We start from the raw sequence: 26,389 nt of genomic DNA on the forward strand, positions 1-26,389 counted from the left end.
TCAAGGCTTGGCCCGGAACACCTCGACGCCCACGGCCTCGCAGTCCGGGTACACGTCCGGCTTGGCGGTGGACACGCGCGCGGCCTGCACCTTGGGGTGCGTCAGCACCTGGGTCAGGATGTCGTCGCACAGCGTCTCCTGCAGGTGGATGTGGCCCTTGGACAGCCGCGCGGCCACGGTGCGGCGGATGAAGTCGTAGTCCACCACTTCGTCCAGCTCGTCGGCCTGCGGCGTGGACACGGCCAGCGGCACGTACAGGTCGACGTTGATGATCACGCGCTGCTCGGCGCGCTTCTCGAACTCGTGCACGCCGATGTTGATCCACACCTCGTAGTTGCGCAGGAACACGCGGCGGCAGGTGGCCAGGAGGGGGTCGAGGGCGGCGTGGGTCATGGCGAGGAAGAAGGGGAAGAGGGTGCGGCGTGGACGGGCTTGAGCAGTTCGTCGACGACGAACATGATGTCGCGCGGCAGCGGCACCAGGTGCTGCCCGTTGTCCACGCTGAGGGTGGTGCCGGTGATGCTGCGGGTCTCGGCCAGGAACACGCAGCTGCGCGCCACGTCGGCCGGGTCGATGGGCCGGCGCAGCAGGTTGGCCCGCGCGGCGCGCTGGAAGTTGTCGCCGGTCTGCGGACCGCTTTCGAACAGGATGCCCGGCGCCACCCCGCACACCCGCACGGCCGGCCCGAGGGCCTGCGCCTGCAGCGCCACCGCCCGCTCCAGCGCGAGCTTGGAGACGGTGTAGGAGAAGTAGTCCGGGTTCAGGTTGTAGACCTTCTGGTCCAGGATGTGGATGGCCGAACGCTCCCCATCGCCCGCGGCGCCAGGCGGCTGCTGCGCCACCAGGCGCGCGAAGGACAGCGGCGCGATCAGGTTCACGCCCAGCTGGCGCTGCGCCGCGTCGGCGTCGAAGTCCAGGCCGGTGTCGGGCTCGAAGGCGGAGGCGTTGTTGACCACGCAGGCCAGCGGGGCCTCGGCCGTCAGCTGTGCGAGCAGCGCGCGGCGGCCGGCTTCCTGCGTGATGTCGGCTTCCACCGCCTCGGCCTGCCAGCCCTGCGCACGAAGGGATTCGCACAGCGCCAAGGCCTCCACGCGCGAGGCGCGATACTGGCACCAGACCTTCCAGCCGGCGCGCGCGAAGGCCTCGCAGATGGCGGCGCCCAGGCGGCGTCCGCCGCCGGTCACGAGCACTTGCCTGAAAGAGGAGTTCGTCACCTTGGATAATTCCGGAACCATGAACACGCAGCCAAGCGCCGAGCGCGCCGACCCCATGAACCGGATTATCGATGCCGCGCTGAAGCGCGCCGAAGGCGGCTGGCTGCCCTTCGACCGCTTCATGGCCCTGGCCCTGTACTCGCCGGGCCTGGGCTACTACGCCAACACCCTGGCCAAGTTCGGCCACATGCCGACTTCCGGCAGCGACTTCGTCACCGCGCCCGAGCTGTCGCCGCTGTTCGGCCAGAGCCTGGCGGTGGCGGTGGAAGATGCGCTCACGCACACCGGCACGAAGGAAGTGTGGGAGTTCGGTGCCGGCTCGGGCGCACTGGCACAGCAGCTGCTGGGTGCATTGGGCGACCGCATCGAGCGCTACACCATCGTCGACCTCTCGGGCACGCTGCGCGAGCGCCAGCAGCAGGCGCTGGCGTCCTGGGGCGACAAGGTGCAGTGGCTGGGCGAGCTGCCCGAGACGATGCAGGGCGTGATCGTGGGCAACGAGGTGCTGGACGCCATGCCGGTGAAGCTGCTGGCACGCATCCAGGGCCAATGGTTCGAGCGCGGCGTGGTGCGCGGCCCGGACGGCACGCTGCGCTACGCCGACCAGGAAACCGGACTGCGCCCGCCGGTGGAAGTGGAAGGCGCGCACGACTACGTCACCGAGATCCATCCGCAGGCCGAGGCCTTCGTCGCCACCCTGGCGGACCGGCTGGAGCGCGGCGCCGCCTTCCTCATCGACTACGGCTTTCCGGAGGCCGAGTACTACCACCCGCAGCGCCACATGGGCACGGTGATGTGCCACCAGGGCCACAAGTCGGACGGCAATCCGCTGGTGGACGTGGGCCTCAAGGACATCACGGCGCATGTCAACTTCACCGGCGTGGCGCTGGCCGGGCAGGAGGCCGGGCTGGCGGTGCTGGGCTACTGCAACCAGGCCCGCTTCCTCATCAATTGCGGCCTGGTGCCGCGGCTGGAAAGCGCAAACGTTCAGCAGCGGGCGATGGCGGCGCGGCTCATCCACGAGCACGAGATGGGCGAGCTGTTCAAGGTGCTGGGCTTCTGCGCCGGCGTCGAGCCCTGGGACAGCGTTGGCTTCCGCGAGGGCGATCGCACCCACACGCTGTGAGCTGAAGCGTCGCTAGCCGACGAAGGCGAAGCGCGGCTGGCGCCTGCCCTCGATCTCCACTTCCTCGAAGAACATGGCGTGCGGTCGCACCCACAGGCCGCTCGCGTTGTAGAGCGGCTTGTAGACCACCAGCGGCTCCAGCGTCTCGCTGTGGCGCGCGACGCCGATCACCTCGTAGTCCAGGCCCTTGTAGTGGCGGTAGCGGCCCGTGCGCGTGGCGGGCAGCGGGGGCAGGTCGTCGTCCTGGCTGCTGTTCATGGTTCCGGGGGTCCCTTGAGTTCGACCACGTTGCCTTCCGGGTCCGAGAGGTAGATGGACGGGCCTTCGCCCTGCGCGCCGTAGCGCGGCGCCGTGGCGCCGGCCTGCACGCCGTGGGCCTGCAGGTGGGCGCGGATGGCCGGCTCGTCGAAGGGCTGGACCGCGAGGCAGAAATGGTCGAGGTTGCGGCCTTCCTTGCCCGGCGCCGCGCCGCCTTCGCGGCCCAGCTTGCCGTCGATGGGCACCAGGTCGATCAAGGCGCTGCCGGCGCGCAGCTGGATCAGGCCGATGTCGTCCTGCCGTTTTTCCAGCGGGCAGCCGAGCACGTCGACATAGAAGTGCAGCATGCGCTCCAGGTCGACCACGCGCAGCACGATGTGGTCCAGGCCCTGGATGGAGAGGGCGGTCATCGCAGGGTGCGCGTCATGAACACGCTGCAGGGGTCTTCGACATAGCTGGCGAATGGCCCGCACTCCGCGAAGCCGGCGCTGGCGTAGAGCTGGCGCGCCGGCGCGAACTCGGGCTGCGAGCCGGTCTCCAGGCTCAGGCGCTTCAGGCCGCGGCGCTGCGCCTCGCCCAGGATGTGCTGCAGCATCGCGCGGCCCGCGCCAGTGCGCCGCCGCGCGCCGGACACGCGCATGGACTTGATCTCGCCGTGCCCATCGTCCAGCGTCTTGAGTGCGCCGCAGCCCAGCAGCTCGCTGCCGGCCCAGGCGGTCCAGAAGGTGATCTCGGGGCGGCGCAGGCCCTCCAGGTCGAGCGCGTGCACGCTCTCGGGCGGCGAGATGCGGCGCATGTCCTGCAGGTGTTCCTCCAGCAGCGCGTGGATCTCGGGGCCGCGCAGGTCGTCGGTTCGGATGTGCATGTTCTCTGTAGATTCAAAGCCGAGGCGGCCGGGCGTAGCTCACGGTGAGCATCTCCCACTGGTGGCCCTCGGGCACGTTCCAGTAGACCATGCGCCCGCCGTAGTCGGTGTTGATCTGCCGGTCGACAGGACCACGCACGCTGCTTCGGTAGTCGATGCCGGAGGCCTGGAGGCGCGCGAGGATCTGGTCGAACTCCGCCTCGCCCACGCGAAAGCAGAAGTGCTGCACCGGGAAATCCTCGTCGGTCTCGATGAAGTCCAGCGTCAGGCCGCCGTTGACGTACACCGCGTAGAAGGGCCCGCCCGCGGCCGGGCCGCTGGGCACGCCGAGCAGCCTGGCCAGCTGCCGTGCCGACTCGTCGCGGTGGCGGGCGGAAACGATGGAATGGTCCAGCTCGATGCTCATGGGTCTTCTCCTAGCGCCAGGCATTGCCGACCTGGATGTACCAGGCATCTTCCTCCGGTCCCCTTGCATAGTCGATGCCGACCCACAGGCCCAGCTGCCTGGCGATCAGGTAGCGGAAACCCACGCCCTTGGACACCTGGCTGGCGACGTCGCCGACGCTTTCCTGCCGGCCCCAGGCACGGCCCGCGCCGATGAAGCCGATGGCGGCCCAGCGCGGCGTCACGTTCCAGCGCAGCTCGGTCTCCAGCACGGCGGTGTTGTCGTCCTGGTAGCGCGCCGCCGGGATGCCGCGCAGGTCGATGAAGGGCAACTGGTAGAAGGGCACCTGGCCGCGCGCCGCCCGCGCATCGGCGCGCCCGCCCAGCACCAGCTCCTTGCCGATCGGCAGGTAGGCGAACACGTGGCCGCGGTAGGTCTGGAAGCGGGTGTCGCTGCCCCAGTCGGGGTCGTAGAACATCGCATCCACCGCGCCGGTCCAGCCCTTGTTGGGCGTGAAGATGTTGTCGCGCGAGTCGTGCTCCAGCGTGAGCCCCAGGCCCGAGCTCTTCCGGGTCATCTCGTCGGGCAGCAGGTGCGAGAGCTGGCCGTCCAGGTCGACCTTGCTGTTCAGGTTGAGGTAGATCCAGCGCACGCCCAGGAAGTTGTTGCTGTCGCCCAGGCGCCGCAGCACCTGCTGGCTCGACATCCAGCCGTCCAGCGAATAGGCCAGGCTGCGCGTGCCGCTCTCGAGCTGGCCGCCCACGCCGTAGAAGTTGAGGTTGACGTCGGTGCGGCCGATGCCGCCGCGGTAGCGCCACTTGTCCTCGTCGAAGCTGGCCATGCCGCCGCCGAAGAGGGCGCGCGTGCCGTTCTCGGTGCCGATGCCGCCCACCACCCAGATGTCGGGCGGCGTGAGGTGGCCGGTCTCCCTGGCCCGCTCGGCGCTCTCGCGGATGGAGTTGCGCACGAACATCAGCGCCACGCCGCCGCCGTAGCCCACCGCCGGCTCGGTGACGACGATGGGAATGGGCAGGAATCCCTTGCGGTTGACCAGCCAGTCGGACACGTCCAGGTAGCCGTCGCCCGGGTCGATGAAGCCCTCCATGAAGGCATGCCCGGGCAGGCTGAAACCGGCAGTGGCCAGGGCACAGGCCAGGGCGATGGCGCGCTTCATCGTCTTCCAGGGCATCGATCGCTTCCTTTCAGGTGCGGGAGATGACGCGCACCACGCTTTCGCGGTGGTCGGCAAAGCCCATGCGCCGGTACAGGGCCACGGCGCCTTCGTTGGTGCTCATCACGTGCAGCACCGGCGTCTCGCCGCGCTGCATCTGCCGGCGGACCAGCTTCGCCATCAGCCGGCGCGCGAGGCCGCGGCCCTGGAAGTCGGGGTGCGTGCACACGCCGCTGATCTCGCGCAGGGCGCCGGCATGGCAACGCTCGCCGGCCATGGCCATCAGGCGGCCGCCCTCGTCGAAGAAGCCGAAGTACTCGCCCAGCTCGATGGTGCGCACACCGAACGGGCCGGGGCGGGTGAGGGCCACCAGCTCGAGGATCTGCGGCAGGTGCCCGGGGACTAGCGTCTTCGCGTCGGGCGCCTCGTCTTCGGCCGGCGGCGGTGCGCGCCAGATCATCTTGCGCATCAGCGCCTGCGCGTCGATTTGCCAGCCAGCGGGCGCCGGGCTCGACCAGCCGTCGCAATAGAACTGTTCGCCCTGTGCGCACAGCGGCAGCAGCGCATCGAGGCGGGGCCGCGATGGATCGGCGAAAGCCACGATGGGCGAAAAGCCGGCCGCGAAGCGCCGAACCTCGCCGTCGCCCGCGGCGAAATGCGATTGCGCGCCGCCCAGGGCGTGCCAGAAGAGGTTGTCCAGCAGCGCGTCGGGAGCCGGGACCGGGACGCTCACTTGGCCGGGTCCTCGCGGGGCGCCTGCAGGTAGCCGCGCTCCACCGCCTGGGCCTGGTTCTGGAAGATGGCCATGGCGGTGTTCATGCGCGCGAAGCCCAGCTTCTCGTAGAAGGCCTCCTTGCCCGGCACCGCGTACAGGATGATCTTGCGGTGCCCGCGAGAGGCTTCCACCAGCCGCGACACCAGCTCGCGGCCCAGGCCCGTGCCCTGGTGGCTGGGCAGCACGGCGATGTCGCAGATGTAGGCGCAGTCGATGCCGTCCGCCAGCGCCCGGCCTGCGCCGACCAGCGCGCCGTCCTCGTAGACCAGGAACCTGAACATGCTGTGGGTGAAGGCCGTCTTCAGCCCCTGCGGGCTCTTGTCGCCCAAGGGCGCGGCGCGGTAGAGGGCCGAGAGTTCCTCCCAGTCGAGGGCATCGAGGGCGCTGGTCCAGTGCAATGGCATCGTGGCGAAGTCCTCAGGCCGGTTCGTGGCAGACGGCCTCGACGTTGTGGCCGTCCGGGTCGCGCACGAAGGCGCCGTAGTAGTGGGCATGGTAGTGCGGCCGCACGCCCGGTGCGCCGTTGTCCGTCCCGCCCGCGGCCAGCGCGGCGGCGTGGAAGGCATCGACCTGCGTCCGGCTCTTCACACGGAAGGCCACGTGCACCGGCGGCGTGTTGGCGGCGTCGGCGCCGCCGACCCAGAAGTCGGGCTTGGGCGCCTCCCCGAAGCCGGCCACCGGCTGGTTGCCGGTGAGTTCCTTGGGCACCTCCATGATCAGCGTGTAGCCCAGCGGCGCCAGCGCCTGCTGGTAGAAAACCTTGCTGCGTTCGTAGTTCGTGGCGGTGATGCCGATGTGGTCGATCATGGGCGTTTCTTTTTTTCGAAGTGAGGGCGGAAGCGCCGATTTGAACCACATCCGCGCGCCAGGGGCAAGGCGCAGCGGTGCCTCGCACTTCGCGTTTAATCCGGGAATGCCGACCCCGAATTCATTCGAACTCCTTTCCGTGGCCAATGCGCTGGCCGACGCGGCCGCGGCGCAGTCCATGCGCTACTTCCGCACGCCGCTGGAAATCATCAGCAAGGACGACCAGAGCCCCGTGACCCTGGCCGACCGCGCCGCCGAAAGCGCCATGCGCGAGATCCTCGCGGCGCAGAGCCCGCAGGACGGCATCTATGGCGAGGAGCACGGCCGCGAGCGGCTCGATGCCGAGCGCGTCTGGGTGCTGGACCCCATCGACGGAACTCGCAGCTTCATCACCGGCTCGCCGCTGTGGGGCACGCTGATCGGCGTGCTCGAAGCCGGCCGGGTTCGACTGGGCCTGGTGGACATGCCGGTGCTGGGTGAGCGCTGGTGGGGCCTGTCGGACGACCGCGGCCACCTGGCCCTGCGCAATGGCCGCCGGGTGCATGCCAGCACCTGCGCGCGCATCGAGGAGGCTCGCATCGTCACCACCTCGCCGGACATCTTCGGCGCGGCCGACTGGCAGGCCTTCGACACCTTGAGCAAGCGCTGCGCCATGCGCCGCTTCGGCGGCGACTGCTACGGCTATGCGCAACTGGCCGGCGGCACCATCGACCTGGTGGTGGAGACCGGCCTGCAGCCCTACGACTACCTGGGCCCGGCCGGCCTCATCGAAGCCGCCGGCGGTGTCATCACCGACTGGGAAGGCCGGCCCCTGGGCCTGGAGTCCGACGGCCGCGTGATCGCCGCTGCCACGCCCGAACTGCACCGCGCCGCGCTGGCTTTGCTGCAGGCCTAGACTGGGCCTTTACATGATTCGCTGGCTGATCGTCGTCGTGCTTGCACTGCTCCTGTTCCAGGGGCTGGCGGCCTGGTTGCGCCGGCATTTCGGCTTCGGGCGGCTGCCGGGCGACTTCGCCTTCCGTGCCTTCGGCCGCGACTGGGACCTGCCCATCGGCAGCACCGTCGCACTGACCGTCATTGCGGCGCTGGTCGCGCGCTGGATCTGAAAGAGGAACGAGACAAGCCATGAGAGCCTGCGTAGACATCGGCGGCACCAAGGTGGCCGTCAGCCTGTCCAGGGACAGCGCCTCGCCCCTGGTCGGCCGCCGGACCGAGCCGACCGCCACCACGGGCGCCAACGACGCGGTGGCGCGGCAGATCCTGCGCCTGGTCGACGAAGCCTGTGCCGAGCAGGGCGTGGACCCGAAGAGCGTGGACTGCGTCGCGGTCTCCACCGCCGGCCCCTTCGAACTCAACGAGGGCCTGGTGGAACTGGCCTCGCCCAACATCTGCGGCGGCATCGCCGGGCCGGCGCGCGGCCTGCCCAACGACTGGCGCACCGCCTTGCTGGAAGCCCCGCTGAAGAAGCGCTTCGCCCGCGTGCGGGTGGAGAACGACGGCGTGGCCGCGCTGGAGGCCGAGCGCCGCTGGGGTGCGCTGCAGGGCCTGGACCACTGCGCCTACGTCACATGGAGCACCGGCGTCGGCGTGGGACTGTGCGTGGATGGCCGCATCCTGCGCGGCAAGAACGGCAACGCCGGCCACGCGGGCCACAGCTTCGTGGTGGACGATGCCAGCGGCGCCCTGTGCGGCTGCGGCAACGTCGGCGACGTGGAGGGGCTGGTCGCCGGCAACTCGATGGCGCGCCGCTTCGGCCAGCCGCCGGCCGAGTTGTTCGCGGCCGCGGCTGCCGGCGACCCGCATGCGCGCGGCATCACCGATGCGCTGTGCCGCGTGATGGGCCGCATGCTCTACAACCTGATCGCCACGCTGGACCTGCAGCGCATCAGCCTGGGTGGCAGCGTGTTCTGGCACAACCGCGACTTCCTGCTGCCGCGGCTGCAGGCGCAGATCGACGGCCACCTGCCGCCGCTCACCCGCGGCGTGCTGCTGGTAGCGGCGGGGCTGGGCGACAGCGTAGGCGACTACGCGGCGCTGGCCCTGCTGGACTGATCCGCTTTCGGCAGGCGGGCCTCAGGTCCGCGGCGCCGCGGCGAACTCGGTCACCTGCCGCAGCACCTGCGCGTCCTGCAGCAGCCTGCGGTGCCCCAGGCCCTCGGTGGCCACCAGCCGTGCGCCGGCGATGGCCTGCGTGAAGGCTTCGCCATCGGCGAAGCGGTTGACCGCATCGCCCCGGTCGTGCACCACCAGGGTTCTTGCATCGATGCGCGGACCCACCGCGGCCGGCTCGAAGCGCGACATCAGGATGCCCTCGCGCGCCTCGATGCGCCGCTGCATGGCGGCCCGGATGCTTTCGCGCAGGCCGAACACGTGGGCGAACATGCGCGTGAACTCGAAGGGCGAGGCCGGCGGCGCCAGCAGCACCAGGCGCGGCACGTCCAGGTCGCGGCTGGCGGCATGCGCCAGGGCGTTGGCGCCCATCGAATGCGCCACGGCCACCTGCAAGGCGTGGCCTTGCTGCTGCAGCCGCGCGGCGGCGTACTCGATCGCGCGGGTGAACTGCGGCAGGTTGCTGTTCGAGCCCGCGCTGCGGCCATGCGCCGGCATCTCGAGGATCACCGGGCGCAGGCCTTGTTCCAGGAGCGCCTCGGCGAGCGGCCGCATCTGCGCTGCATGGCCGCCCCAGCCATGCACCAGCAGCGCGGTGGGCGCGTCGTCAGCGAGCGGCGCATCCGCCGGGGCATAGAGGGTGAGGCCGGCCGATTCGAAGGGCCAGGACTCGATGCGCCAGTGCGCGTCCCAGCGGCTGCGTCCACGCAGCCAGCGAAGCGGCAGCGGCGTGCCGAAGAGCCGGTAGGCCGCGCGCACCGCCAGTGCCGGCCACAGCCGTTGCGCGGCGCCCAGGGCCAGCCGGAACACGCGGATGCCGGGGCTCGCGTCGTAGTAGCGCGAGGCGGGGGCATGAAGAACAGTCTCGGTCATCGATCGCTCCGTTGGGGGGTGTCGGTTCAGTAGAAGATCCAGTCCTCGTTGCTGCGCGGCAGGCGGTCCAGCGTGCCCAGCAGCACGCGAAGCACCGGCAGCACGACCAGCAGCAGGAAGACCAGAAGGCTCAGGAAGATCCACATGGCGGCATCCTTTCTTCGCACGCATGTGCGAAATTGGGTGAAGCGAAGACGAAGCGGTTGGGCATGGTTGATCGCTGGGTGGGAAGCGCCTCAGGCGCGGTAGCTCTGCAGCATGCGCTGCCAGCTCGCCACCGCGCGCTCGGAAGCGCGCGCATCGCGAAGGAAGCGCGCGTCGTGCAGCAGTCCGATGGCCAGGCCGCTGAGCTCGGCGACCAGCTGCTCGGCGTCGGTGTCGGCCTTGAGGTCGCCGGACTCCACCGCCTGCATCACCGTGCGGCGCAGCGCGGCGCGCCAGCGCAGGACCTCGCTGTGCAGCAGTTCGCGCAACTCGCCCTCGCGGTCGTCCAGCTCGAAGGCGCCCGCGGTGAACAGGCAGCCAGTGTGCGCCTCGACGTCGCGCATGCGCACGATCCAGCGCTGCACGATGTCGTCCAGGCGGGGCAGTCCCTTGGGCTTCTGCATGGCGGGCACGAACACGTCGGCCAGGAAGCGCCGGCCGTATTCCTCGATCACCGCCTTTTGCAGCGCCTCGCGCGAACCCACGCGGGAGAACACGCCGCTCTTGGACAGCCCGATGCGGTCAGCCACCGCCTGCAGTGAGAGCGCCTCCAGCCCCTGCGCCGACGCCAGGTCCAGCGCCGCGCCGACGATGGCGGCGCGGGTCAGTTCGCTCTTCTGTGTCTTGGCGTCCATGGCGGCGAAATTTAGCACGACTGTGCGAATCGATCAAGGACCTTGGGGCCGACAGGTGTTCTTGCCATGTCTGCCTCGCCGAACATGCGCTCAGCCCGGCGGCGGCACGGCGCTGCGGCGGTCGATGCGGCGGCTCAGCACCACCGAGGTGTGGGTCTGGTGGACCCCCTCGATCTGGCCCAGCCGGTCCAGCAGCATGTCCAGCTGTTCGGGCGTCTCGCAGCGCAGCAGCACCAGGTAGTCGAGCTGTCCACTGACCGCCCAGACTTCCTCGACCTCCGGCAGCCGGTCCAGCTGGCGGATGACGGCGGGCCCGCGCCTGGCGTCCACGCCCAGCCCGCAGAAGGCCCGCACCGCCGCCTGCTCCAGCCGCGACCCCAGGCGCACGCCGTAGCCGGCGACCACGCCCTCGCGTTCCAGCCTGGCGATGCGCGCCACCACCGTGGTCCGCGCGATGTGCAGCTTGCGCGCGAGGTTCGCGGCCGGCTCGCGCGCATTGGCCTGCAGCAGGCTCAGCAGTTCGCGGTCCAGGTTGTCCAGTTGCGCTGGCATGGCGGTCAGGGCTGGGCCGGGCGCAGGGTTGCCGTGAAGCTGCTCATGCAGCTGCGCCCGGCGCGGCTTCCTCGGCGGGCGCCTTGAAGCGGCCCAGGAAGGCGCGTGTCGCTTCATGGCGCGGGTGGTCGATCACCACGCCGGGCGGGCCGCATTCGACCACCACGCCGTCGCGCATGAAGACCACCTGATCGGCCACCTCGCGGGCGAAGCCGATCTCGTGCGTGACCAGGATCATGGTCATTCCCTCCCGGGCCAGGTCCTGGATGACGTGCAGCACCTCGCCGACCAGCTCCGGATCGAGCGCGGAGGTCGCCTCGTCGAAGAGCATCACCGCCGGCTTCATCGCCAGCGCGCGAGCAATGGCCACGCGCTGCTTCTGGCCGCCCGAGAGCTTGTCGGGGTAGTAGCCGGCGCGGTCCAGCAGGCCGACCTTGCCCAGCAGTTCGCGCGCCGATGCCTCCGCCTGCGCGCGGGGCGTGCGCAGGACCGTGAGCGGCCCCTCCATCACGTTCTGCAGCGCGGTCATGTGCGGGAAGAGGTTGAAGTGCTGGAACACCATGCCGGTGGACGCACGAAAACGCGCCAACATCTTCTCGCCGGGCAGCGCCGTCTGCCGGCCATTGAACTGGATGCTCTGCTCGCCCACCGTGATGCGCCCGCCCTCGGGCACCGACAGCAGGTTGATGCAGCGAAGCAGCGTGGACTTGCCCGAGCCGGAGGGTCCGATCAGCGCCACCACCTGCCCGCGCTGCACCTGAAGGTGGATGTCCTTGAGCACCACGTTGTCCCCGAAGGACTTGCGCAGCCCGGCGATGTCGATCAGCGGCAGCTTGTTCATGTCATGCCTCCTTCTGCCCGTATTCCAGCCGCTTGGCCCACACCGTGACGGGCAGCAGCACCGCGAAGTACATGAGCGCGATGCAGGTGTAGACCTCCAGCGGGCGGAAGGTGTCGTGCGCGATGACCTGGCCCTGGTAGAGCAGGTCGGGCACCGCCAGCACCGACAGCAGCGAGGTGTTCTTCAGCTGCATGATCGACTGGCTCATCAGCGGCGGCACCATCTTGCGCAGGGCTTGCGGCAGGATGACCCGCCGCATCAGCTGAAAGCGCGTCATGCCCAGCGCCTTGGCCGCCTCGGTCTGGCCCGGGTCGACGGCGATGATGCCGCCGCGCACGATCTCGGAATAGAAGGCGCCCCCGTACAGCGAAAGGCACAGCGTGGCGGCGACCATGGCCGACATCTCGATGCCGGTGAGCACCGGCAGCGCGTAGTAGAACCACACCAGCTGCACCAGCACCGGCGTGCAGCGGAACAGCTCGATGTAGGCCCGCAGCGGCGCCGTGAGCAGCGGGTCGGAAGACAGGCGACCCAGTCCCGTGACAAGGCCCACCAGCAGCCCGAGGGCCACGCAGATGACGGTGAACACCAGGGTGTAGAGGAGCCCCGCCACCAGCAGGCTGCGGTACTTCCACAACACGGCAAAGTCCCACTGGTAGGCCGAGGCAGCCGGGGCCTGCCGCGCGATCGCCCACAGGCTCGCGACCACCAGGACGGCCGCCACGGCCATCGCAGGGCGGGACCGCACGCGGCCTTCAGCCGGCGGCATGGCGGCCCCCTGCGAAGGCGATGCGCTGCCGCTCGACCACCTTCCAGTCCACCTCCACGCCGATGCCCGGTCCGTCGGGCACCTGCACGTGGCCTGCCGCCGCCGGCGTCATTTGGGCGAGCACGTCCTCGACGAACACGTAGCGCGGCATGTAGAACTCGCAGCCCAGGCAGACGTTGGGGCTGGCCGCGATGAAGTGCGATGCCGCGGCCAGCGCGATGCCGCCTTCCCACAGCGTGCCGCCGTAGCAGGGCAAGCCGGCCGCCTCGGCAATGGCATTGACCTTCATGGCCGGCAGGATCCCGCCGCTCTTCATGAGCTTGATGCTGATGATGTCGGCCGCGCGTTCCTGCACGGTGCGCAGCGCCTCGGCGGGCGAGAACACGCTCTCGTCGGCCATGACAGGCGTGTCCAGCGCGGCCGCGAGCTGCGACATGGCGGCGATGGCATCGCGCGGCACCGGCTGCTCGATGAAGGTCGGCATGAAGGGCTCGATTTGGCGCAGCTGCCGCAGCGCCTCGTGCGGCTTCAGGCCCTGGTTGTAGTCGATGCGCAGGTCGAAGTCCTCGCCCAGGTGCTCGCGCAGGAGGGCCAGCCGCCTCAGGTCTTCGGCGGGCGTGGCGAAGCCGGTCTTGACCTTGAAGATGCGGTGGCCCTCGGCCATCATCTGCCGCGCCAGCTCGATGTCGGCGTGGATGTCCGGGTTGGCGATCGAGAAGGACAGCGGGATGCGCTCGCGGAACCTGCCGCCGATGAGCGCATGCAGCGGCAGCTGCGCAGCCTTGCCGCAGATGTCGAGGAGCGCCATCTCGATGGCCGCCTTGGCCTCCGGGTTGGCCACCAGCGCGCGATCGCATTCGAGCATGCGTGCCGGCACGTCGCGCGGGTCCTTGCCGGTGAGCACCGGGCGCAGGAAGCGGTCGATGGCGTGGAAGACGTTCTCGTTGGTGCCCGAGAACACTTCCCAGGCTTGCGCTTCGCCGACGCCGTCGATGCCTTCGTCGGTGCGGATGCGCAGCACCACCCGGCGGATGGCCGCCTGGATGGAGCCCACGCCCTGGGAGCGCTTCATCCTGATCGGCGATTCGAGCAGGTTCAGTTCGATGTCCTGGATCTTCATGTCGATGGTTCCTCGTGCTGCCTCGGCTTCAGATCTGCAGGTGCGCGGGGATCTTGTCCTCGCTCACGTCGCCGACCTTCTTGAGGTTCTCGATGAAGATGCGGCGCATGTTGCCGCTCTCGCGCTCGCCCTTGAGCCAGAGGTTGATGTGCTGCAGCCAGCGCCCGTCGGCTTCCTTGCGCACGCCGCCGTTGGACGTGGCGATTTCCTCGGGCGTGAGGATCACGACCTGGCCCACGGCGGGGTTCTTGCTGCTCACCGACAGGGCCAGCGGCAGCACCAGGATCTGCGCGTCCGCGCGGCCGGTCTGCACCGCCAGCGTGGCGTCGACGGCGCTGTCCAGGCGGATGATCTGCGCGTCCACCAGGATGCGGGTGGCAATGGCGTCCTGCGATGAGCCCTTGTCCACCGCCACGCGCACCGCAGGCTTGTTGAGGTCCGCCCAGCTGTTGGGGCTGAAGCCCTTGCGGCACAGCGCGGTGAAGGCGATGCGCAGCAGCGGATCGGTGAAGTCGATCACCTGCTGGCGCGCCGGCGTGGGGTTGAGGCCGAAGAAGACGTCGATCTTCTGCGACTGCAGTTCCAGTACCGAGTTGCCCCAGCTGGTGGGCGTGATCTCCAGCCTTGCGTCCAGGCTCTTGGCGAGGCCCCGGTAGTAATCGGCCATGCAGCCCTGCCATTCGCCGGTCACGATGTCCTTCCTGTAGTAGGGCAGGCCGCCGTCCACCGCGCCGACGCGGAGCACGCGCGTGCGCTTCACGCGCTCCCAGGTCGACTCGCCGCCGCCCTGCGCAAAGGCGGCCGGTTGAATGGCCGCTGCAGTGGCGGCGAGCAGGGAACGGTTCAGGAAATCACGTCTTTGCATCGGAGGGTCCTTGGGGTGGGGTGGAGGGAGTGAGGAACGTCCATTCAGCGGATGAAGCGCGAAGGGCTGAAGGGCGCAGGGTCGATGGGACAGGGCTCGCCCGACACCTGGGCTGCCAGCAGCGCCGCCGTGCCGGGGCCCGTGCTGAAGCCGATGTGCTGGTGGCCGAAGGCCAGCCACAGGCGAGGCCGGCCGGGGCACTGGCCGATGGCGGGCCGGCTGTCCGGCAAGGTGGGACGGCTGCCGAGCCAAGGCGCTTCGTCCAGGCGCCCGCCCAGCGGAAAGGCCTGGCGCGCCGCGGCCTCCGCCAGGTTCAACTGCGAAAGCTTGGGCGGCGCATCCTGGTCGGCGAGATGCACCCGTGGTCAGGCGAAGACCCTGCTCCATCGGCGAGAGCACGTAGCCGCCTGCGGTGTCGTACACCGGCCGCGAGAGCCTGGCGTCGGGGGCGGCGCCGTAGTGCATGTGATGCCCTCGCTCGAAGGCCATGGGAACCGATAGCGCTTGCGTGCTTCGCAGGAACTCTGCGCTCCAGGGTCCGAGCGCCACCACGACCTGATCGGCCTCGCGGACGCCACCGTCGGCCATGAGGATCCGCCAGGGGTCGCCGCCGTCGGGTCGCGCCAGGCCGGAGACGCCCTGCTGCACGATGCACCCGCCTCGCGATACGAACAGCGCCGCGTAAGCTTCCACCACTCGGCCCGGGCTGTCGACGGACGCGGCGTCCTGCACCCACAGCGCGCGGGCGAAGATGGGCCGCAGGCTCGGCTCGAGCGCGTACAGCGCCCAAGCGTCCAGCACCTGTGTCGTTATGCCGAAGCGCTCGAAGGTGTCGCGGGCCGGCTGGCCGCGCTGGAAGGCAGCCTGCGTGCGGTAGAGGAACAGCCAGCCGTTCTCCCGCAGGCGCTGCCGCACGCCGGCTTCGCCGAGCCAGCGCAGATGCTCCTGCCAGGACAGCTTGATGAGGCCGTCCAGCGCCTCTGTGGTCCGCTCGAAGCTGCCGCGCCGCGCATGCAGCACGAAGCGCAGCGCCCACGGCAGGTTGCGCGCCAGGTAGGCCGGGTCGTAGCGGAACGACGCGCCGCTGTTGCGCAGCAGCGTGGGCAGCGCGGACCACAGGCCGGGGTTGTTGAAGGGAATGAGCGAGCTGCGTGCCAGCACGCCGGCGTTGCCGAAGGAGGTCTCGCGGCCCGGCGGGCTGCGGTCGATCAGCGTCACCTGCCAGCCGCGGCGCTGCAGCGCCAGCGCGCAGCTTACGCCGACGATGCCGGCGCCAACAACGGCAATCGATGAGCCCATCGAGGACCGCTCAGGTGGCGCGGGAAATGCCCGGCCTGCATCGGCGATGACGCGCCGGCCGGCGCCATGGACGGCGCCAGGCCGCACCGGCACCTTGAATCTCCCGCTCGCTCATTGTTTTCTCCCCTCGGCCGCGTGCGGGCCGTTGGAAGGACTTTAGGAGCGGCGCGCGGGCGGGGGCAGTCGAAAAGGAGTCAGAACGTCGACGAAATGGCTGTTTAGGTCGTCGAAACGTCCGAGCGCCTCAGGTCGCCAGCGTTCTCTCGTGCGGCGCGGTGCGAAGGGCTTCGAGGAAGCTGTTGCGCCACCAGTGCACGTCCTGCTCGCGGATGCGCGCCAAGAGCTTCTGGTGCCGCACGCGGCGCTCCTCCAGCGGCATGCGCAGGGCGTGCTGCAGCGTCTGCGCGGTGCCGTGCGTGTCGTAGGGGTTGACCAGCAGCGCCTCCTTCAGCTGCTCGGCTGCGCCGGCAAAGCGCGAGAGCACCAGCACGCCCGGGTCGGCCGGGTCCTGCGCGGCCACGTATTCCTTGGCCACCAGGTTCATGCCATCGCGCAGCGGCGTGACCAGGCCGACGGCGGCGGCCCGGCACAGGCCCGGCACGCGCTTGCGGGCCACGATGCGGTGGATGTAGCGCACCGGCATCCAGTCCAGCTCGCCGAAGTCGCCGTTGATGGCGCCGCACATCGATTCGAGTTCACGCCGGATGTCGCCGTACGCGTCCACCGTCTCGCGGGTGGGCGAGGCGATCTGGATCAGCGTGGCACTGCGCCGGTTCTCGGGGTAGTTGGCCAGCAGCTCGCGGAAGGCCCGCACCCGCTGCGGGATGCCCTTGGAATAGTCCAGCCGGTCGATGCCCACCAGCAGGCGGCGGCTCGAGTATTCGCGCTTCATGGTCTCGTACATGTCGCGCGATTCCTTGGCATGCGTCAGCGTCGCGAACTCGTCCACGTCGATGCCGATGGGGAAGGCGCCGGCGCGCACCGTGTGGCCGTAGGCGCTGTACAGGTCGTTGCCCAGCACCTCGCCGTGCGCCTCGTTGATCACGTAGTGCTCGAAGTGCCGCACGTCCTGATTCGCCTGCAGCCCGATCAGGTCGTAGGCGAAGAGCGAGCGCATCAGCCAGTCGTGCTGCGGGATGGCGGCGAAGATGATCTGCGGCGGCAGCGGAATGTGCAGGAAGAAGCCGATGCGGTTCTTGCAGCCCATGGCGCGCAGCTCGGCCGCCAGTGGGATCATGTGGTAGTCGTGCACCCAGACGATGTCGTCTTCCGCCAGCAGCGGCATCAGCTTGCGCGCAAACAGCTGGTTCACGCGCCGGTAGCCGCCGATGAAGCCGGCGTCGAAGTGCGCCAGGTCCAGCCGGTTGTGGAACACCGGCCACAGCACGTCGTTGCTGTAGCCCAGGTAGTAGCTGTCGTGGTCCTCGCGGCTGAGGTCGATGGTGGCCAGCGTGACCTTGCCGGCCTGCTGCTTGTGCATCTCGCCCTCGCCGGTGGGGCCGTCCTGCACCACCGTGCCACTCCAGCCGAACCACAGGCCGCCGCTTTGCTGCAGGGATTCGCCGAGGGCCACGGCCAGCCCTCCGGCTGCCGCCTTGCGCGGGTCGGCCACGCGGTTGGAGACAACGACCAGGCGGCTCATGGGCAGTACCTCATATCGCGGAATCCCAGGGAGCGGACAGCCGGACCGCCGCGTTGATGATTCCCACCATCGAGTAGGTCTGCGGGAAGTTGCCCCACATCTCGCCGGTCACCGGATGCGTGTCTTCCGACAGCAGGCCCAGCGGGTTGCGCGCCGCCAGCATGGTCTCGAAGATCTGTCGCGCCTCGGCCCTGCGGCCGATCTTGGCCAGCGCGTCGATGCGCCAGAAGGTGCAGATGTTGAAGGCCGTCTCGGGCTTGCCGAAGTCATCCGCCGCTTCGTAGCGGCGCATGTAGGGTCCGTCGCAAAGTGCTTTTTCCATGGCGTCCACGGTCGAGATGAAACGCGGATCGCGCGCATCGATCAGGCCGACCTCCACCATCAACAGGATGCTGGCATCCAGTTCGTTGCCGCCGAAGCTTTCGGCAAAGGCCTGGCGCTCTTCGCTCCAGGACTTGGCAAGGATCTCCTCGCGCATGCGCGCCGCATGGCCGTGCCAGTAGGCGGCGCGGTCGGCGCGGCCGATGGCGCGGGCGATCTTGGCCAGTCGGTCGCAGGCGGCCCAGCTCATCAAGGCCGAACTGGTGTGCACGCGTGCGCGCGTGCGCAGCTCCCACATGCCGGCGTCGGGCGTGCCGTAGACGCGGATGGCCTGCTCCCCTACCGCTTCCAGGTGCGGGAACTCGGCCTGGCCCGCGGGCCGCAGCAGCCGCCGGTCGTGGAAGGCCTGGGCCGCACCCAGCACGATGTTGCCGTACACATCGTGCTGGAAGTGTTCCTGCGCCTGGTTGCCCACGCGCACCGGGCCCATGCCGCGGTAGCCGGGCAGGAAGTCAAGCACGGCTTCGGGCAAATGCCGCTCCAGGCCGATGCCGTACAGCGGCTGGATGTGCTCGCCGCGCGAGCCGACCACCACGTTGGTGAGCCAGCGCAGGTAGTCTTCCATGGTGCCCACCTCGCTGAGCGAGTTGAGCGCGCGCACCACGAAGAAGGCATCGCGCAGCCAGCAGAAACGGTAGTCCCAGTTGCGCTGGCTGCCTGGCGCCTCGGGGATGCTGGTGGTCATGGCGGCCACGATGGCGCCGGTGTCCTCGTACAGCGACATCTTCAGCGTGATGGCGGCACGGATCACCGCCTCCTGCCATTCGAAGGGAATGGCCAGGCGCTTGCTCCAGGTGCGCCAGTAGGTGAGGGTCTCCTGCTCGAAGTGGCGCGCTGTGTCGGCGATGCCGTCTGTCAGCGTCTCGTCGGCGCCCAGGATGAAGTTGTAGTCGCGCGCCATCACGAAGGGCTGGCGGGACAGCACGTGCGAGATCGGCGCGTCGGTGTTCAGGCGCAGCGTGGTGTCCGGCCCCACGTAGCGGATGTGGTTGCTGCCGCGCGTGGTGGTGGGCTGCACCTGCCCCCACTGGAAGCGGGGGTCCAGCGCGATGCGAACACGCGGCGCGCCCGCGATGGGCCGCACGCGCCGCACGATGGACAGCGGCCGGAAATAACGCGAGCGGCTCCAGAAGCGCGGCGCGAAATCGGTGATCTCGATGCCCTGGCCCTTGCTGTCGTACAGGCGGGTTCGCAGCACGGCGGTGTTGTGCTCGTACGCCTGCTCGGAGGTGGCGAAGTCCTCCAGCTCGATGGCCCAGGCGCTGGCGTTCTCGCTGGGGTCCAGCAGTGCGTTGAAGATCGGCTCGCCGTCGAAGCGCGGCAGGCAGCACCACACGATGCGCGCGCGCTGGTCCACCAGCGCACTGAACGAGCAGTTGCCGATCACGCCCACGGAAAGCGAAGGCGGGGCGGGGGGTGGGAATTCGGGGGGTGTGTCCGTGGGCGTGGCGATCGACGCCTCGTCGACCGGCGCCTGATCCTCCTGCGCACTGTCCGTCATGTGTCCCTCCTGGGATCGTTCTTTGTATTCTTGTCGGGGGCGGGCGGCACCGAACGGGCGGTGGCCAGCCATTCGAAGACGGCGAGCGGCGACTCCAGCCGGTGCTGCGCCAGGCTCGGCCCGCTGCCCACCTTGATGGCCACGCCGCCGCGCGGCTGCACCACGGCGAAGCCGGTCTCGTCGGTCGTGTCGTCGCCAGCAAAGACCGGAATGCGGCCCACGAAGGGCGGCTCCAGCATGAAGGCATCGATGGCCACGCCCTTGTTGATGCCGGCGGGCTTGACCTCGAACACCGCCTTGCCGTGCAGCAGCTCCAGGCGCGGCTCCTTGGCAATGATCCCTAGCAGGGCGAGGCGGCACAGCTCCTCGAGTTCGGGCGCGCGCCGGTAGTGCAGCGCCACGGCCGCGTGCTTGCGCTCCACCAGCAGGTCGGGATGAGCACCAGCGAGATGATTGGCCACATCCAGCACGGCCTGGAGATCGGGCGGCGTTTCCTCGCGCATGTTGCCCGCGGCATCGCGCCGCTGCACGCCGTGCTCGCCAGCGGCGGGCAGGCGCAGGGGCGCGAGAAAGCGGTCGAGCACGTCGATCTGGCGGCCGGAGACCACGGCCAGCGCGCCGCCCAGCCAATCGTGGAGATCGGTCAGCAGCGCGACAAGGCCTTGCGGCACCTCGATCGCTTCAGGCGTCTCGGCGATGCCGACCAGGGTGCCGTCGAAGTCCAGAAACAGCGCGGCGTCGGGGGTGAGTCGAGGGGGCGTCTGCATCGGGGTAAACCTTAGCAGAGTCAGGTTGCGGCGCGCGTCGGCGAATACCTACGAAAGCGATGGGGCCTCGGGCGAATCCAGTGCCTTGGCGACGGCCGCCGTGCGCGCCTGGCCGATGGCGGCGCCGATCTCCGGGCCCTTGGCGCCGCGCTGCAGCGCCGCCTGCGCGATGGGTTCGGTAGGCACCGACAGCGCGGCCTGCAGCGCTGCGCGAAGCCGCTCGCGCTGCGGATAGGCCCGCTCTTCCAGGCCCAGACGGCCGCGGGCATCGCATTCGCAGGCCAGCAGCACCTGCTCGAAGCGTTGGGGCTTGCGGATGGCGTCGCAGCGCTCCAGCAGGCGCATCACGGCCGCGGCGTTGAGTTCGGCACTGCGGTGGATGTTCCCGTGCTCGCGCGCCACCACGTCGGCCAGCTCGCGGATCTCCACCGGCACCCGCCAGCGATCGCACACCTGCCGCAGCAGCTTGGCGCTGCGCTGCTCGTGGCCATGGTGGCGCGGCAGGATGTCGTGCGGCGTGGTGCCCTTGCCCAGGTCGTGCACCAGGCAGGCAAAGCGAACCGGCAGCGGCGCCTTCAGTTTCGCCGCCATGTCCAGCACCATCATCAGGTGCACGCCGGTGTCGATCTCGGGATGGTGCGCCTCGGGCTGCGGCACGCCCCAGAGGCGATCGACCTCGGGCAGTAATACCCGGAGCGCGCCGCATTCGCGCAGCAACTCGAACATGCGCGAGGGCTTGTCTTCCGACAGGCCGCGCGCCAGTTCCTGCCAGACGCGCTCGGGCACCAGCGCGTCGACCTCGCCGTCGCGCACCATCTCGCGCATGAGTTCCAGCGTCTGGGGCGCCACCGAGAAATCGGAGAAGCGTGCAGCGAAGCGGGCCACGCGCAGGATGCGCACCGGGTCCTCGCGGAAGGCGTCGGTGACGTGGCGCAATTGCTTGCGCTGCAGGTCCTGCACGCCGCCGTAGGGATCGATCAGGTCCGCCGTGTCGAGCTCGGGCTTGTCGACCAGCGCAGCCGGCAGCGCGATGGCATTGATGCTGAGATCGCGCCGCGCCAGGTCTTCTTCCAGCGTCACCCCGGGGTCGGCATGCACGACGAAGCCGCGGTAGCCGGGACCGCTCTTGCGCTCGGTGCGCGCCAGCGCGTATTCCTCTCGCGTCTCCGGGTGCAGGAAGACGGGAAAGTCGCGGCCCACGGGCAGGTAGCCCAGGTCCGTCATATCCTTCGGCCTCGCGCCCACCACCACCCAATCGCGGTCCGAACCGGGCAGTCCGAGCAGGCGGTCGCGTACCGCGCCGCCGACCAAGTAGCTTTGCATGTTCGCGAGTGTAGGCGCCGCCCTGTCCCCGGCATGACAGGGCGAACGGAACACGCTGTTGCGCGGGCGGTCGCACCCCCGCCCCCAACTCAAAACAATGGAGAAACTCTTGAAGATCGTGATGAAGACGAAGAACTCCCGCACGACGAAGACCGCCCTGGCCGCAGCCCTGCTCGCCGCAGGCGGCAGCGCCATGGCGCAGCAGGCCGGCGACTGGGTGTTCGGCGCCGGCTGGATGCATTTCGCACCGCAGGATTCCAGCAAGCCGCTGACCCTCACCTCGCCGGTCAACCAGACCGTGCCCGGCTCCTCGGCCAGTGTTGCCGACTCGGACACGCTGGGCCTCTCGGCCACCTATTTCCTCGACAGCCACTGGGGCGTCGAGGGCGTGGTGGGCGTGCCGCCCAAGTTCAAGCTGGACGGCGGCGGCACCCTCGGCCCCATCGGTGAACTGGGCAGTGCCCGCCAGTGGAGCCCGGCGCTGCTGGGCAAGTACTACTTCAACGAAGGCAATGCCGCCTTCCGTCCCTACGTGGGCCTGGGCCTGACCTATGTCTGGTACAGCGACGTCGAGCTGACGCCCGGCATGCAGAACGCCGTCGGCGGCCTGCTGCGCCGTCCGCCTGGCTCGACCGTGACCAGCGCCAAGCTCGACAGCTCGTGGGCCCCGGTGTTCAACATCGGCGCGGCCTACCAGTTCGACCCGCACTGGGGCGTGTCCTTCTCGGTGTCCTACATCCCGCTGAAGACCACCGCCAAGCTCACCACCACCAGCGCCGCCACCGGCGCCCAGCTGGCCACCAGCGAAGCCAGCCTGAAGGTCAATCCGATCGTGCCCTTCGTGGCCGTGACCTACCGCTACTGATCGCCATGCGCGCCGCGCCGGGTCACCAGCGCGGCAGGATGCGGTCGCCGGGCATCACCTCGTAGGGTGGTGCCCAGCCCTCCAGCCGGCTCAGCCGCTCGGCCCACGCGCCGACTTGGCGATGGCGCTGCAGCAGGCCCAGGCCGTTTTCCTCTTCCGGATAGAACACGTAGCCCGCGAGGGAAAAATCGGCAATCGTCGGGCCGTTTCCCACCAGGTAGTCGCGGGTCGACAGGTGCTTGTCGACGACGGCATAGGCCGCCTCGATGCGCCCTGCGAGCCAGCCCATGACGGCCGGCTCCGGCGCGCTCGCCCCGAAGGACCGTGCGAAGCGGTAGCTGGCGAAGTAGCTGGTGAACTTGTGGTTGTCGAAGAGCAGCCATCGCAGGATTTCCTGCTTCTGCAGCGCGCTGTCGCCGCCGAAGCGGCCGTGGCGCTGCGCCAGGTGGTCCAGGATGACGCCGGACTGCGTGAGCCGCAGCGTGCCGTCTTCCAGCACCGGCGCCTCGCCCATCTCGTTCAGGTTCTCGCGCCAGTCCGGATCGCGCGTGGCGCCGGCCTGCATATAGTCGACGAACACCGCCTCGAAGGGCTGCCCGAGCACTCGCAGCAGGAGGGCGACCTTGTAGCTGTTGCCCGATTGGGCGAAGCAGTGCAGGCGGTACATCCGCGGCCTTTCCTGCTCAGCGCGCCACGCGGTAGGGCTCGTCCATGACGACGAAGTCGTGCTCCAGCAGCGCGGCGTCGATCCAGGCCTTGACGCCCGGCAGCGCCTGCACCCGCTGCATGTAGGCGCTGATGGGCTCGGGCACGGGCAGCGCGTAGCCGGCGAAGCGCATCACGACCGGGGCGTAGTAGGCGTCCGCCGCGGTGAAGCGGCCGAAGAGCATGCCGTCCGGATGGCTGCCGGCGTTCGCGGCCAGCAGCTCGCTCCACATGGCGACGATGCGCTCCACGTCGGCGCGCACGCCGGCGTTGTCGCGCCAGATGATGGCGCCCTGCACCGCGAGGTCGGCCTCGACGTTCATCGCGCAGGCGCCGCGCAGGGCACGGAAGCCCCCGTGCATCTCGGCGCAGATGCTGCGCGCATGGGCGCGCTGCTTCACGTCCTCGGGCCAGAGCTTCTTCTCGGGTAAGCGCTCGGCCAGGTACTCGACGATGGACAGGGTGTCCCACACCTTGATATCGCCATCCACCAGCAGCGGCACCAGCGCCGTGGGCGAGACCGCGCCCATGGTGTTCTTGAACGTCGAGCCTTCGGTGAATTCATCGAAGCGCACCATGACTTCCTCGAAGTCGATGCCGGCCTGCTTCATCAGCACCCAGGGGCGCATCGACCAGGACGAGTAGTTCTTGTTGCCGATGTAGAGCTTGCGCATGTCCTGTTTTCTCCTCGTTCGGTTTCTTGGGGGGAACCGGAGATGCTATCGGCCCGCGCGACGGCCGTTGATGACAAAGAGGCCGGCGATTGATGCGCGCGGCGCCGCGCGCCGCTTTTCGCTCAGCGCCGCGTTTCCTCGTTGGAGGTGTCGTTCCCGGCCCGCGCCTGGTTGCCAATGACCCCCTGCAGCCCGCGCGAGAAGTGCGGCACCAGCGCCAGAACCACCAGCGCCAGCAGCGTGCTGAGGATGGCGGTGACCTCTCGGCCCAGGCCGCAGGCCAGGCCAATGGCGGCTGTCATCCACATGCCGGCCGCGGTGGTCAGGCCCTGCACCGCCTGCTCGTCCTTGCCGCTCTTGAGGATGGCGCCGGCGCACAGGAAACCCACGCCTGCCAGCAGCCCCTGCACCACGCGGCTCATGTCGGCGATGGCCATGCCGGTGAACTGCGGCGTGAGCACGAACAGCGCCGAGCCCATGGCCACCAGCATGTGGGTGCGGGCGCCGGCAGCCTTGCCGCGCGCCTCGCGCTCGAAGCCCAGCACGAACCCCAGCAGCCCGGCCAGCGCCAGGCGCACCGTCACCTTGGTCATCTGCTCGACATCGCCGATGTCGCTGAATTCGCGCGAGACGGTGTCGGCGATGCGGCTCCAGACAGTCGTGCTCACGGCAGGTCTTTGTTGGGCTCGGGAACGCTCTCGTCGCGCGGCCCCACGGTGCCCAGGTGCGACTTGATGGACTGTGGGCGGCCGCTGATGATGGCCGCGTAGTTGGTGGTGTTGGCGATCACCTTCTTCACGTAGTCGCGCGTCTCGTTGAAGGGCACGTTCTCGGCCCAGATGGCAGCCTCCATCACCGGGCCGTTGCGCCACGCGCGCGGCCGGCCGGGGCCGGCGTTGTAGGCCGCGGCGGCCAGCGGCATGGAGCCGCCGAAGTCGTCCAGCGCCAGCTTGAGGTAGCTGGTGCCGATGGTCACGTTGGTGTCGCGGTCGTAGATCTGCTCGGGCGTGAAGCCGGCCATGCCGATCTTGCGCGCGGTCCACCGGGCGGTGGCCGGCATCACCTGCATCAGGCCGGAAGCGCCCACGCCGGAGCGCGCGTCCATGATGAAGCGGCTTTCCTGTCGGATGAGGCCGTAGACATAGGCCGGGTCCAGGCCGATGTCCTTGCTCTTGCGGATGACCGTGTCGTGGAAGGGCATCGGAAAGCGCTGCTCCACGTCGATCACGCCCTTGGTGCGTTCGCTGGTGTTGATGCAGCGGTCCCACACCTCGCGCTGGCAGGCCAGGTCGGCGGCGGCCAGCAGTTCCCGATCGCCCATGCCGCCCTTGTCGTGCAGGTTGGTGGCGTAGTTCCATTCGCGCACGCCCTCGGGCCGCAGGCCGATGGAGATGGCCAGCAGGGCGCGCTGCAGCGAGGGGTTGCTGCGGGCCGCGTTCTTCTCCTCGGCCGTGAGCGGCGCCGGACGCGTGGCCACCTGGGCCGGCTGGCCGAGTTCGTCGAGCGCGAGCAGTTCGTAGAAGCCGCGTGTGCCGGCGATGCCCTCGTACATCTTGCGGGCCTCGGCGCGCCGCTCGTCGCCGCCGCGCTGGGAGAGGGCCCTGGCCTTCCAGTAGACCCAGGTGGGGTCGTCCTGGGCTTCTTCGCTCATGGCCTCGATGCTGGCCTGCACGTCCTTCCACTGGCCGGCGCGCAGGGCGGAGCGGGTCTTCCAGGCCAGCATGTCGTCGCTCAGGTCCTTCGGCCGCGTGACGTTGCCGAAGTGGCTGTTGGCCATGGGCGAGAGCTTGATGGCCGCCTGGCGGCCGATCACGCCCCAGAGCCAGTTGCGCTCCTCGGCGCTGAGCATGGGGCCCCACTTGCTGTCCAGTTGCACGCTGGCCATGTCGGGGTCGGACATGGCGATCTTGATCAGCGCCAGCACCACCATTTCCTTCTTCGGTTTGGCCGCCACCACCGCGCGGCCGGCGAGGTACTTGGCCGGGCTGGCGTTCATCTGGTCGAACAGCTGCAGGTCGTCGGGCGCCACCAGGTTCACCGCGTCGCGGGCTGCGCGGGGTCGGTTGGCCTCGATGGCCAGGCGCGCCTTCTTCCAGGCGTCGTCGGGCGACATCAGGTCGGCGGCGATGAGCCGTTCGGCCGCGGAGAGGCAGCCGTCGTCGGCGTCGCGCTGCGCCAGCCAGTCGCGGCGCACCTCGCGGGCCTGCTCCTTGCTGATGCCGTTCTGGCGCGCACCGGCCAGCACCGCGTAGCAGCGCACCTCGCGGTCGTCGCCCATGCGGTAGGCGGGGTGCAGGGCCATGAAGCCGTCCCAGTCGCGCTGCTTGCCCAGGAACAGGAGCCAGTCGTTGCGCAGGCGGTCTTCCTGGTAGGTGCCGGCATAGCGGGCGAGGAAGTCCTGCACCTCCAGCGGGCTGGCCTCGTTCAGGCGCGCCTTCAGCTCCCAGTAGGCGGCCCACGGTTCGAGCGCATGGCCGCGCGCCTGTGGCAGCAGGGCCGACAGGCGGGCCTTGTCGCCCCGCTGGAAGGCCTGCTTCATCTGCAGGAGGACGTCGTCGCTGCCGCTGCCCTGGGCGGACGCGGCCTGGCTCATGGCGGCCAGAAGAACGAGGGAAAGGAGACGGGCACGCCGCGGTGCCAAAATGCTGAGCCAACGCATCGGG

At 69.5% G+C, this 26,389-nt stretch carries 30 protein-coding genes; 5 read left to right on the plus strand and 25 right to left on the minus strand.

All coding sequences use genetic code 11. The features are described from left to right. Both BM345_RS16130 and BM345_RS16135 read right to left on the minus strand, forming a co-directional pair. On the minus strand, window positions 1-393 hold the full coding sequence (locus BM345_RS16130) for a dihydroneopterin aldolase (protein WP_093381068.1): 393 nt from the start codon (window positions 391-393) through the stop codon (window positions 1-3). Then, window positions 390-1,214, minus strand: coding sequence for an SDR family oxidoreductase (locus BM345_RS16135; protein ID WP_254789759.1), 825 nt, complete (start codon window positions 1,212-1,214; stop codon window positions 390-392). Before BM345_RS16135 ends, BM345_RS16130 begins: the two co-directional genes overlap by 4 nt. 55 nt (window positions 1,215-1,269) lie before the next feature. On the opposite strand from BM345_RS16135, the gene BM345_RS16140 reads away from it, so the two are divergent. Beyond that, window positions 1,270-2,340 carry a class I SAM-dependent methyltransferase gene (locus BM345_RS16140; protein WP_254789769.1) on the plus strand — a complete coding sequence of 357 codons (1,071 nt, stop codon included), beginning with the start codon at window positions 1,270-1,272 and terminating at the stop codon, window positions 2,338-2,340. Window positions 2,341-2,352: 12 nt separating this feature from the next. Here BM345_RS16140 and BM345_RS16145 read toward each other — a convergent pair whose 3' ends face one another. From BM345_RS16145 to BM345_RS16180, 8 genes are read right to left on the minus strand one after another with little or no spacing between them, the layout of a single operon-like run. Beyond that, complete coding sequence (locus BM345_RS16145) at window positions 2,353-2,598, minus strand: DUF1653 domain-containing protein (RefSeq protein ID WP_093381073.1); 246 nt, start codon at window positions 2,596-2,598, stop codon at window positions 2,353-2,355. After that, entirely contained in the window at window positions 2,595-3,008 is a 414-nt protein-coding gene (locus BM345_RS16150; protein ID WP_093381074.1) for a VOC family protein, read from the minus strand. The genes BM345_RS16145 and BM345_RS16150 overlap by 4 nt, the downstream gene beginning before the upstream one ends. Then, window positions 3,005-3,463 (minus strand): GNAT family N-acetyltransferase, encoded by a 459-nt coding sequence (locus BM345_RS16155; protein WP_093381076.1) that lies wholly within the window; start codon window positions 3,461-3,463, stop codon window positions 3,005-3,007. Before BM345_RS16155 ends, BM345_RS16150 begins: the two co-directional genes overlap by 4 nt. A gap of 13 nt (window positions 3,464-3,476) precedes the next feature. Continuing rightward, window positions 3,477-3,869, minus strand: a complete 393-nt coding sequence (locus BM345_RS16160) for a VOC family protein (RefSeq protein WP_093381077.1) — start codon at window positions 3,867-3,869, stop codon at window positions 3,477-3,479. A gap of 10 nt (window positions 3,870-3,879) precedes the next feature. Next, window positions 3,880-5,037 carry a BamA/TamA family outer membrane protein gene (locus BM345_RS16165; RefSeq protein ID WP_093381078.1) on the minus strand — a complete coding sequence of 386 codons (1,158 nt, stop codon included), beginning with the start codon at window positions 5,035-5,037 and terminating at the stop codon, window positions 3,880-3,882. 13 nt (window positions 5,038-5,050) lie between these two features. Next, window positions 5,051-5,752 (minus strand): GNAT family N-acetyltransferase, encoded by a 702-nt coding sequence (locus BM345_RS16170; protein ID WP_093381080.1) that lies wholly within the window; start codon window positions 5,750-5,752, stop codon window positions 5,051-5,053. Beyond that, complete coding sequence (locus tag BM345_RS16175) at window positions 5,749-6,198, minus strand: GNAT family N-acetyltransferase (protein WP_093381081.1); 450 nt, start codon at window positions 6,196-6,198, stop codon at window positions 5,749-5,751. The genes BM345_RS16170 and BM345_RS16175 overlap by 4 nt, the downstream gene beginning before the upstream one ends. 13 nt (window positions 6,199-6,211) lie before the next feature. Next, window positions 6,212-6,601, minus strand: coding sequence for a VOC family protein (locus BM345_RS16180; protein ID WP_093381083.1), 390 nt, complete (start codon window positions 6,599-6,601; stop codon window positions 6,212-6,214). A 139-nt stretch (window positions 6,602-6,740) separates the two neighbouring features. Here BM345_RS16180 and hisN point away from each other — a divergent pair, with 139 nt between their 5' ends. The 3 genes from hisN to BM345_RS16195 are packed head-to-tail and all read left to right on the plus strand — an operon-like array spanning window position 6,741 to window position 8,653. After that, a complete protein-coding gene (gene hisN, locus BM345_RS16185; protein WP_254789760.1) occupies window positions 6,741-7,496 on the plus strand; it encodes a histidinol-phosphatase in 756 nt (251 codons plus the stop codon). A 13-nt stretch (window positions 7,497-7,509) separates the two neighbouring features. After that, window positions 7,510-7,707 carry a DUF2905 domain-containing protein gene (locus BM345_RS16190; protein WP_093381086.1) on the plus strand — a complete coding sequence of 66 codons (198 nt, stop codon included), beginning with the start codon at window positions 7,510-7,512 and terminating at the stop codon, window positions 7,705-7,707. A 19-nt stretch (window positions 7,708-7,726) separates the two neighbouring features. Then, entirely contained in the window at window positions 7,727-8,653 is a 927-nt protein-coding gene (locus tag BM345_RS16195) for an ROK family protein (protein ID WP_093381087.1), read from the plus strand. Between the two features lie 21 nt (window positions 8,654-8,674). On the opposite strand, the gene BM345_RS16200 is transcribed toward BM345_RS16195, so the two are convergent. From BM345_RS16200 to BM345_RS16255, 11 genes are all read right to left on the minus strand, one after another. After that, entirely contained in the window at window positions 8,675-9,583 is a 909-nt protein-coding gene (locus tag BM345_RS16200) for an alpha/beta hydrolase (RefSeq protein WP_093381089.1), read from the minus strand. Between the two features lie 236 nt (window positions 9,584-9,819). Next, window positions 9,820-10,422 carry a TetR/AcrR family transcriptional regulator gene (locus BM345_RS16205; protein ID WP_093381090.1) on the minus strand — a complete coding sequence of 201 codons (603 nt, stop codon included), beginning with the start codon at window positions 10,420-10,422 and terminating at the stop codon, window positions 9,820-9,822. 90 nt (window positions 10,423-10,512) lie between these two features. Continuing rightward, complete coding sequence (locus tag BM345_RS16210) at window positions 10,513-10,974, minus strand: Lrp/AsnC family transcriptional regulator (RefSeq protein ID WP_093381092.1); 462 nt, start codon at window positions 10,972-10,974, stop codon at window positions 10,513-10,515. Window positions 10,975-11,017: 43 nt separating this feature from the next. Next, on the minus strand, window positions 11,018-11,815 hold the full coding sequence (locus BM345_RS16215; RefSeq protein ID WP_093381093.1) for an amino acid ABC transporter ATP-binding protein: 798 nt from the start codon (window positions 11,813-11,815) through the stop codon (window positions 11,018-11,020). A gap of 1 nt (window position 11,816) precedes the next feature. After that, window positions 11,817-12,563: an amino acid ABC transporter permease gene (locus BM345_RS16220; protein ID WP_254789761.1), complete on the minus strand. Its 747-nt coding sequence runs from the start codon at window positions 12,561-12,563 to the stop codon at window positions 11,817-11,819. A gap of 7 nt (window positions 12,564-12,570) precedes the next feature. Further along, on the minus strand, window positions 12,571-13,704 hold the full coding sequence (locus BM345_RS16225; protein ID WP_093381097.1) for an enolase C-terminal domain-like protein: 1,134 nt from the start codon (window positions 13,702-13,704) through the stop codon (window positions 12,571-12,573). 28 nt (window positions 13,705-13,732) lie between these two features. Beyond that, complete coding sequence (locus BM345_RS30560) at window positions 13,733-15,868, minus strand: FAD-dependent oxidoreductase (protein WP_254789762.1); 2,136 nt, start codon at window positions 15,866-15,868, stop codon at window positions 13,733-13,735. A 244-nt stretch (window positions 15,869-16,112) separates the two neighbouring features. Beyond that, window positions 16,113-17,510 (minus strand): alpha,alpha-trehalose-phosphate synthase (UDP-forming), encoded by a 1,398-nt coding sequence (gene otsA / locus BM345_RS16240; RefSeq protein ID WP_093381100.1) that lies wholly within the window; start codon window positions 17,508-17,510, stop codon window positions 16,113-16,115. A 10-nt stretch (window positions 17,511-17,520) separates the two neighbouring features. After that, a complete protein-coding gene (locus tag BM345_RS16245; protein WP_093381101.1) occupies window positions 17,521-19,392 on the minus strand; it encodes a glycoside hydrolase family 15 protein in 1,872 nt (623 codons plus the stop codon). Then, window positions 19,389-20,159: a trehalose-phosphatase gene (otsB, locus tag BM345_RS16250; protein WP_093381103.1), complete on the minus strand. Its 771-nt coding sequence runs from the start codon at window positions 20,157-20,159 to the stop codon at window positions 19,389-19,391. Before otsB ends, BM345_RS16245 begins: the two co-directional genes overlap by 4 nt. A 48-nt stretch (window positions 20,160-20,207) precedes the next feature. Continuing rightward, the gene (locus tag BM345_RS16255) at window positions 20,208-21,482 is read right to left on the minus strand and encodes a multifunctional CCA addition/repair protein (RefSeq protein WP_093381104.1); all 1,275 of its coding nucleotides are present in this window, start codon (window positions 21,480-21,482) and stop codon (window positions 20,208-20,210) included. Window positions 21,483-21,603: 121 nt separating this feature from the next. On the opposite strand from BM345_RS16255, the gene BM345_RS16260 reads away from it, so the two are divergent. Then, entirely contained in the window at window positions 21,604-22,347 is a 744-nt protein-coding gene (locus BM345_RS16260; protein WP_093381177.1) for an OmpW/AlkL family protein, read from the plus strand. A 22-nt stretch (window positions 22,348-22,369) separates the two neighbouring features. On the opposite strand, the gene BM345_RS16265 is transcribed toward BM345_RS16260, so the two are convergent. The 4 genes from BM345_RS16265 to BM345_RS16280 all read right to left on the minus strand — a co-directional run bounded on the left by BM345_RS16265 (window position 22,370) and on the right by BM345_RS16280 (window position 26,385). Next, a complete protein-coding gene (locus BM345_RS16265) occupies window positions 22,370-23,014 on the minus strand; it encodes a glutathione S-transferase family protein (protein WP_093381106.1) in 645 nt (214 codons plus the stop codon). A gap of 16 nt (window positions 23,015-23,030) precedes the next feature. After that, complete coding sequence (locus tag BM345_RS16270) at window positions 23,031-23,726, minus strand: glutathione S-transferase family protein (RefSeq protein ID WP_093381107.1); 696 nt, start codon at window positions 23,724-23,726, stop codon at window positions 23,031-23,033. Between the two features lie 122 nt (window positions 23,727-23,848). Continuing rightward, a complete protein-coding gene (locus tag BM345_RS16275; RefSeq protein WP_254789763.1) occupies window positions 23,849-24,394 on the minus strand; it encodes an MgtC/SapB family protein in 546 nt (181 codons plus the stop codon). Further along, window positions 24,391-26,385 (minus strand): lytic transglycosylase domain-containing protein, encoded by a 1,995-nt coding sequence (locus tag BM345_RS16280; RefSeq protein WP_093381109.1) that lies wholly within the window; start codon window positions 26,383-26,385, stop codon window positions 24,391-24,393. The genes BM345_RS16275 and BM345_RS16280 overlap by 4 nt, the downstream gene beginning before the upstream one ends. Window positions 26,386-26,389 lie beyond the last annotated feature (4 nt).

It is taken from the genome of Variovorax sp. OV329, from assembly GCF_900114785.1.
GTDB lineage: Bacteria > Pseudomonadota > Gammaproteobacteria > Burkholderiales > Burkholderiaceae_C > Variovorax.

What these genes read in the sequence shown, in the direction of transcription:
- BM345_RS16175 (WP_093381081.1), bottom strand. Translation starts at nt 6,198, where the DNA reads ATGCCATTGCACTGGACCAGCGCCCTCGATGCCCTCGACTGGGAGGAA.
- BM345_RS16155 (WP_093381076.1), bottom strand. Translation starts at nt 3,463, where the DNA reads ATGCACATCCGAACCGACGACCTGCGCGGCCCCGAGATCCACGCGCTG.
- BM345_RS16255 (WP_093381104.1), bottom strand. Translation starts at nt 21,482, where the DNA reads ATGCAAAGCTACTTGGTCGGCGGCGCGGTACGCGACCGCCTGCTCGGA.
- BM345_RS16130 (WP_093381068.1), bottom strand. Translation starts at nt 393, where the DNA reads ATGACCCACGCCGCCCTCGACCCCCTCCTGGCCACCTGCCGCCGCGTG.
- BM345_RS16200 (WP_093381089.1), bottom strand. Translation starts at nt 9,583, where the DNA reads ATGACCGAGACTGTTCTTCATGCCCCCGCCTCGCGCTACTACGACGCG.
- BM345_RS16205 (WP_093381090.1), bottom strand. Translation starts at nt 10,422, where the DNA reads ATGGACGCCAAGACACAGAAGAGCGAACTGACCCGCGCCGCCATCGTC.
- BM345_RS16225 (WP_093381097.1), bottom strand. Translation starts at nt 13,704, where the DNA reads ATGAAGATCCAGGACATCGAACTGAACCTGCTCGAATCGCCGATCAGG.
- BM345_RS16145 (WP_093381073.1), bottom strand. Translation starts at nt 2,598, where the DNA reads ATGAACAGCAGCCAGGACGACGACCTGCCCCCGCTGCCCGCCACGCGC.
- BM345_RS16260 (WP_093381177.1), top strand. Translation starts at nt 21,604, where the DNA reads ATGAAGACGAAGAACTCCCGCACGACGAAGACCGCCCTGGCCGCAGCC.
- BM345_RS16190 (WP_093381086.1), top strand. Translation starts at nt 7,510, where the DNA reads ATGATTCGCTGGCTGATCGTCGTCGTGCTTGCACTGCTCCTGTTCCAG.
- BM345_RS16195 (WP_093381087.1), top strand. Translation starts at nt 7,727, where the DNA reads ATGAGAGCCTGCGTAGACATCGGCGGCACCAAGGTGGCCGTCAGCCTG.
- BM345_RS16180 (WP_093381083.1), bottom strand. Translation starts at nt 6,601, where the DNA reads ATGATCGACCACATCGGCATCACCGCCACGAACTACGAACGCAGCAAG.
- BM345_RS16280 (WP_093381109.1), bottom strand. Translation starts at nt 26,385, where the DNA reads ATGCGTTGGCTCAGCATTTTGGCACCGCGGCGTGCCCGTCTCCTTTCC.
- BM345_RS16215 (WP_093381093.1), bottom strand. Translation starts at nt 11,815, where the DNA reads ATGAACAAGCTGCCGCTGATCGACATCGCCGGGCTGCGCAAGTCCTTC.
- otsB (WP_093381103.1), bottom strand. Translation starts at nt 20,159, where the DNA reads ATGCAGACGCCCCCTCGACTCACCCCCGACGCCGCGCTGTTTCTGGAC.
- BM345_RS30560 (WP_254789762.1), bottom strand. Translation starts at nt 15,868, where the DNA reads ATGGGCTCATCGATTGCCGTTGTTGGCGCCGGCATCGTCGGCGTAAGC.
- BM345_RS16265 (WP_093381106.1), bottom strand. Translation starts at nt 23,014, where the DNA reads ATGTACCGCCTGCACTGCTTCGCCCAATCGGGCAACAGCTACAAGGTC.
- BM345_RS16210 (WP_093381092.1), bottom strand. Translation starts at nt 10,974, where the DNA reads ATGCCAGCGCAACTGGACAACCTGGACCGCGAACTGCTGAGCCTGCTG.
- BM345_RS16150 (WP_093381074.1), bottom strand. Translation starts at nt 3,008, where the DNA reads ATGACCGCCCTCTCCATCCAGGGCCTGGACCACATCGTGCTGCGCGTG.
- BM345_RS16270 (WP_093381107.1), bottom strand. Translation starts at nt 23,726, where the DNA reads ATGCGCAAGCTCTACATCGGCAACAAGAACTACTCGTCCTGGTCGATG.
- BM345_RS16140 (WP_254789769.1), top strand. Translation starts at nt 1,270, where the DNA reads ATGAACCGGATTATCGATGCCGCGCTGAAGCGCGCCGAAGGCGGCTGG.
- BM345_RS16245 (WP_093381101.1), bottom strand. Translation starts at nt 19,392, where the DNA reads ATGACGGACAGTGCGCAGGAGGATCAGGCGCCGGTCGACGAGGCGTCG.
- otsA (WP_093381100.1), bottom strand. Translation starts at nt 17,510, where the DNA reads ATGAGCCGCCTGGTCGTTGTCTCCAACCGCGTGGCCGACCCGCGCAAG.
- BM345_RS16165 (WP_093381078.1), bottom strand. Translation starts at nt 5,037, where the DNA reads ATGCCCTGGAAGACGATGAAGCGCGCCATCGCCCTGGCCTGTGCCCTG.
- BM345_RS16160 (WP_093381077.1), bottom strand. Translation starts at nt 3,869, where the DNA reads ATGAGCATCGAGCTGGACCATTCCATCGTTTCCGCCCGCCACCGCGAC.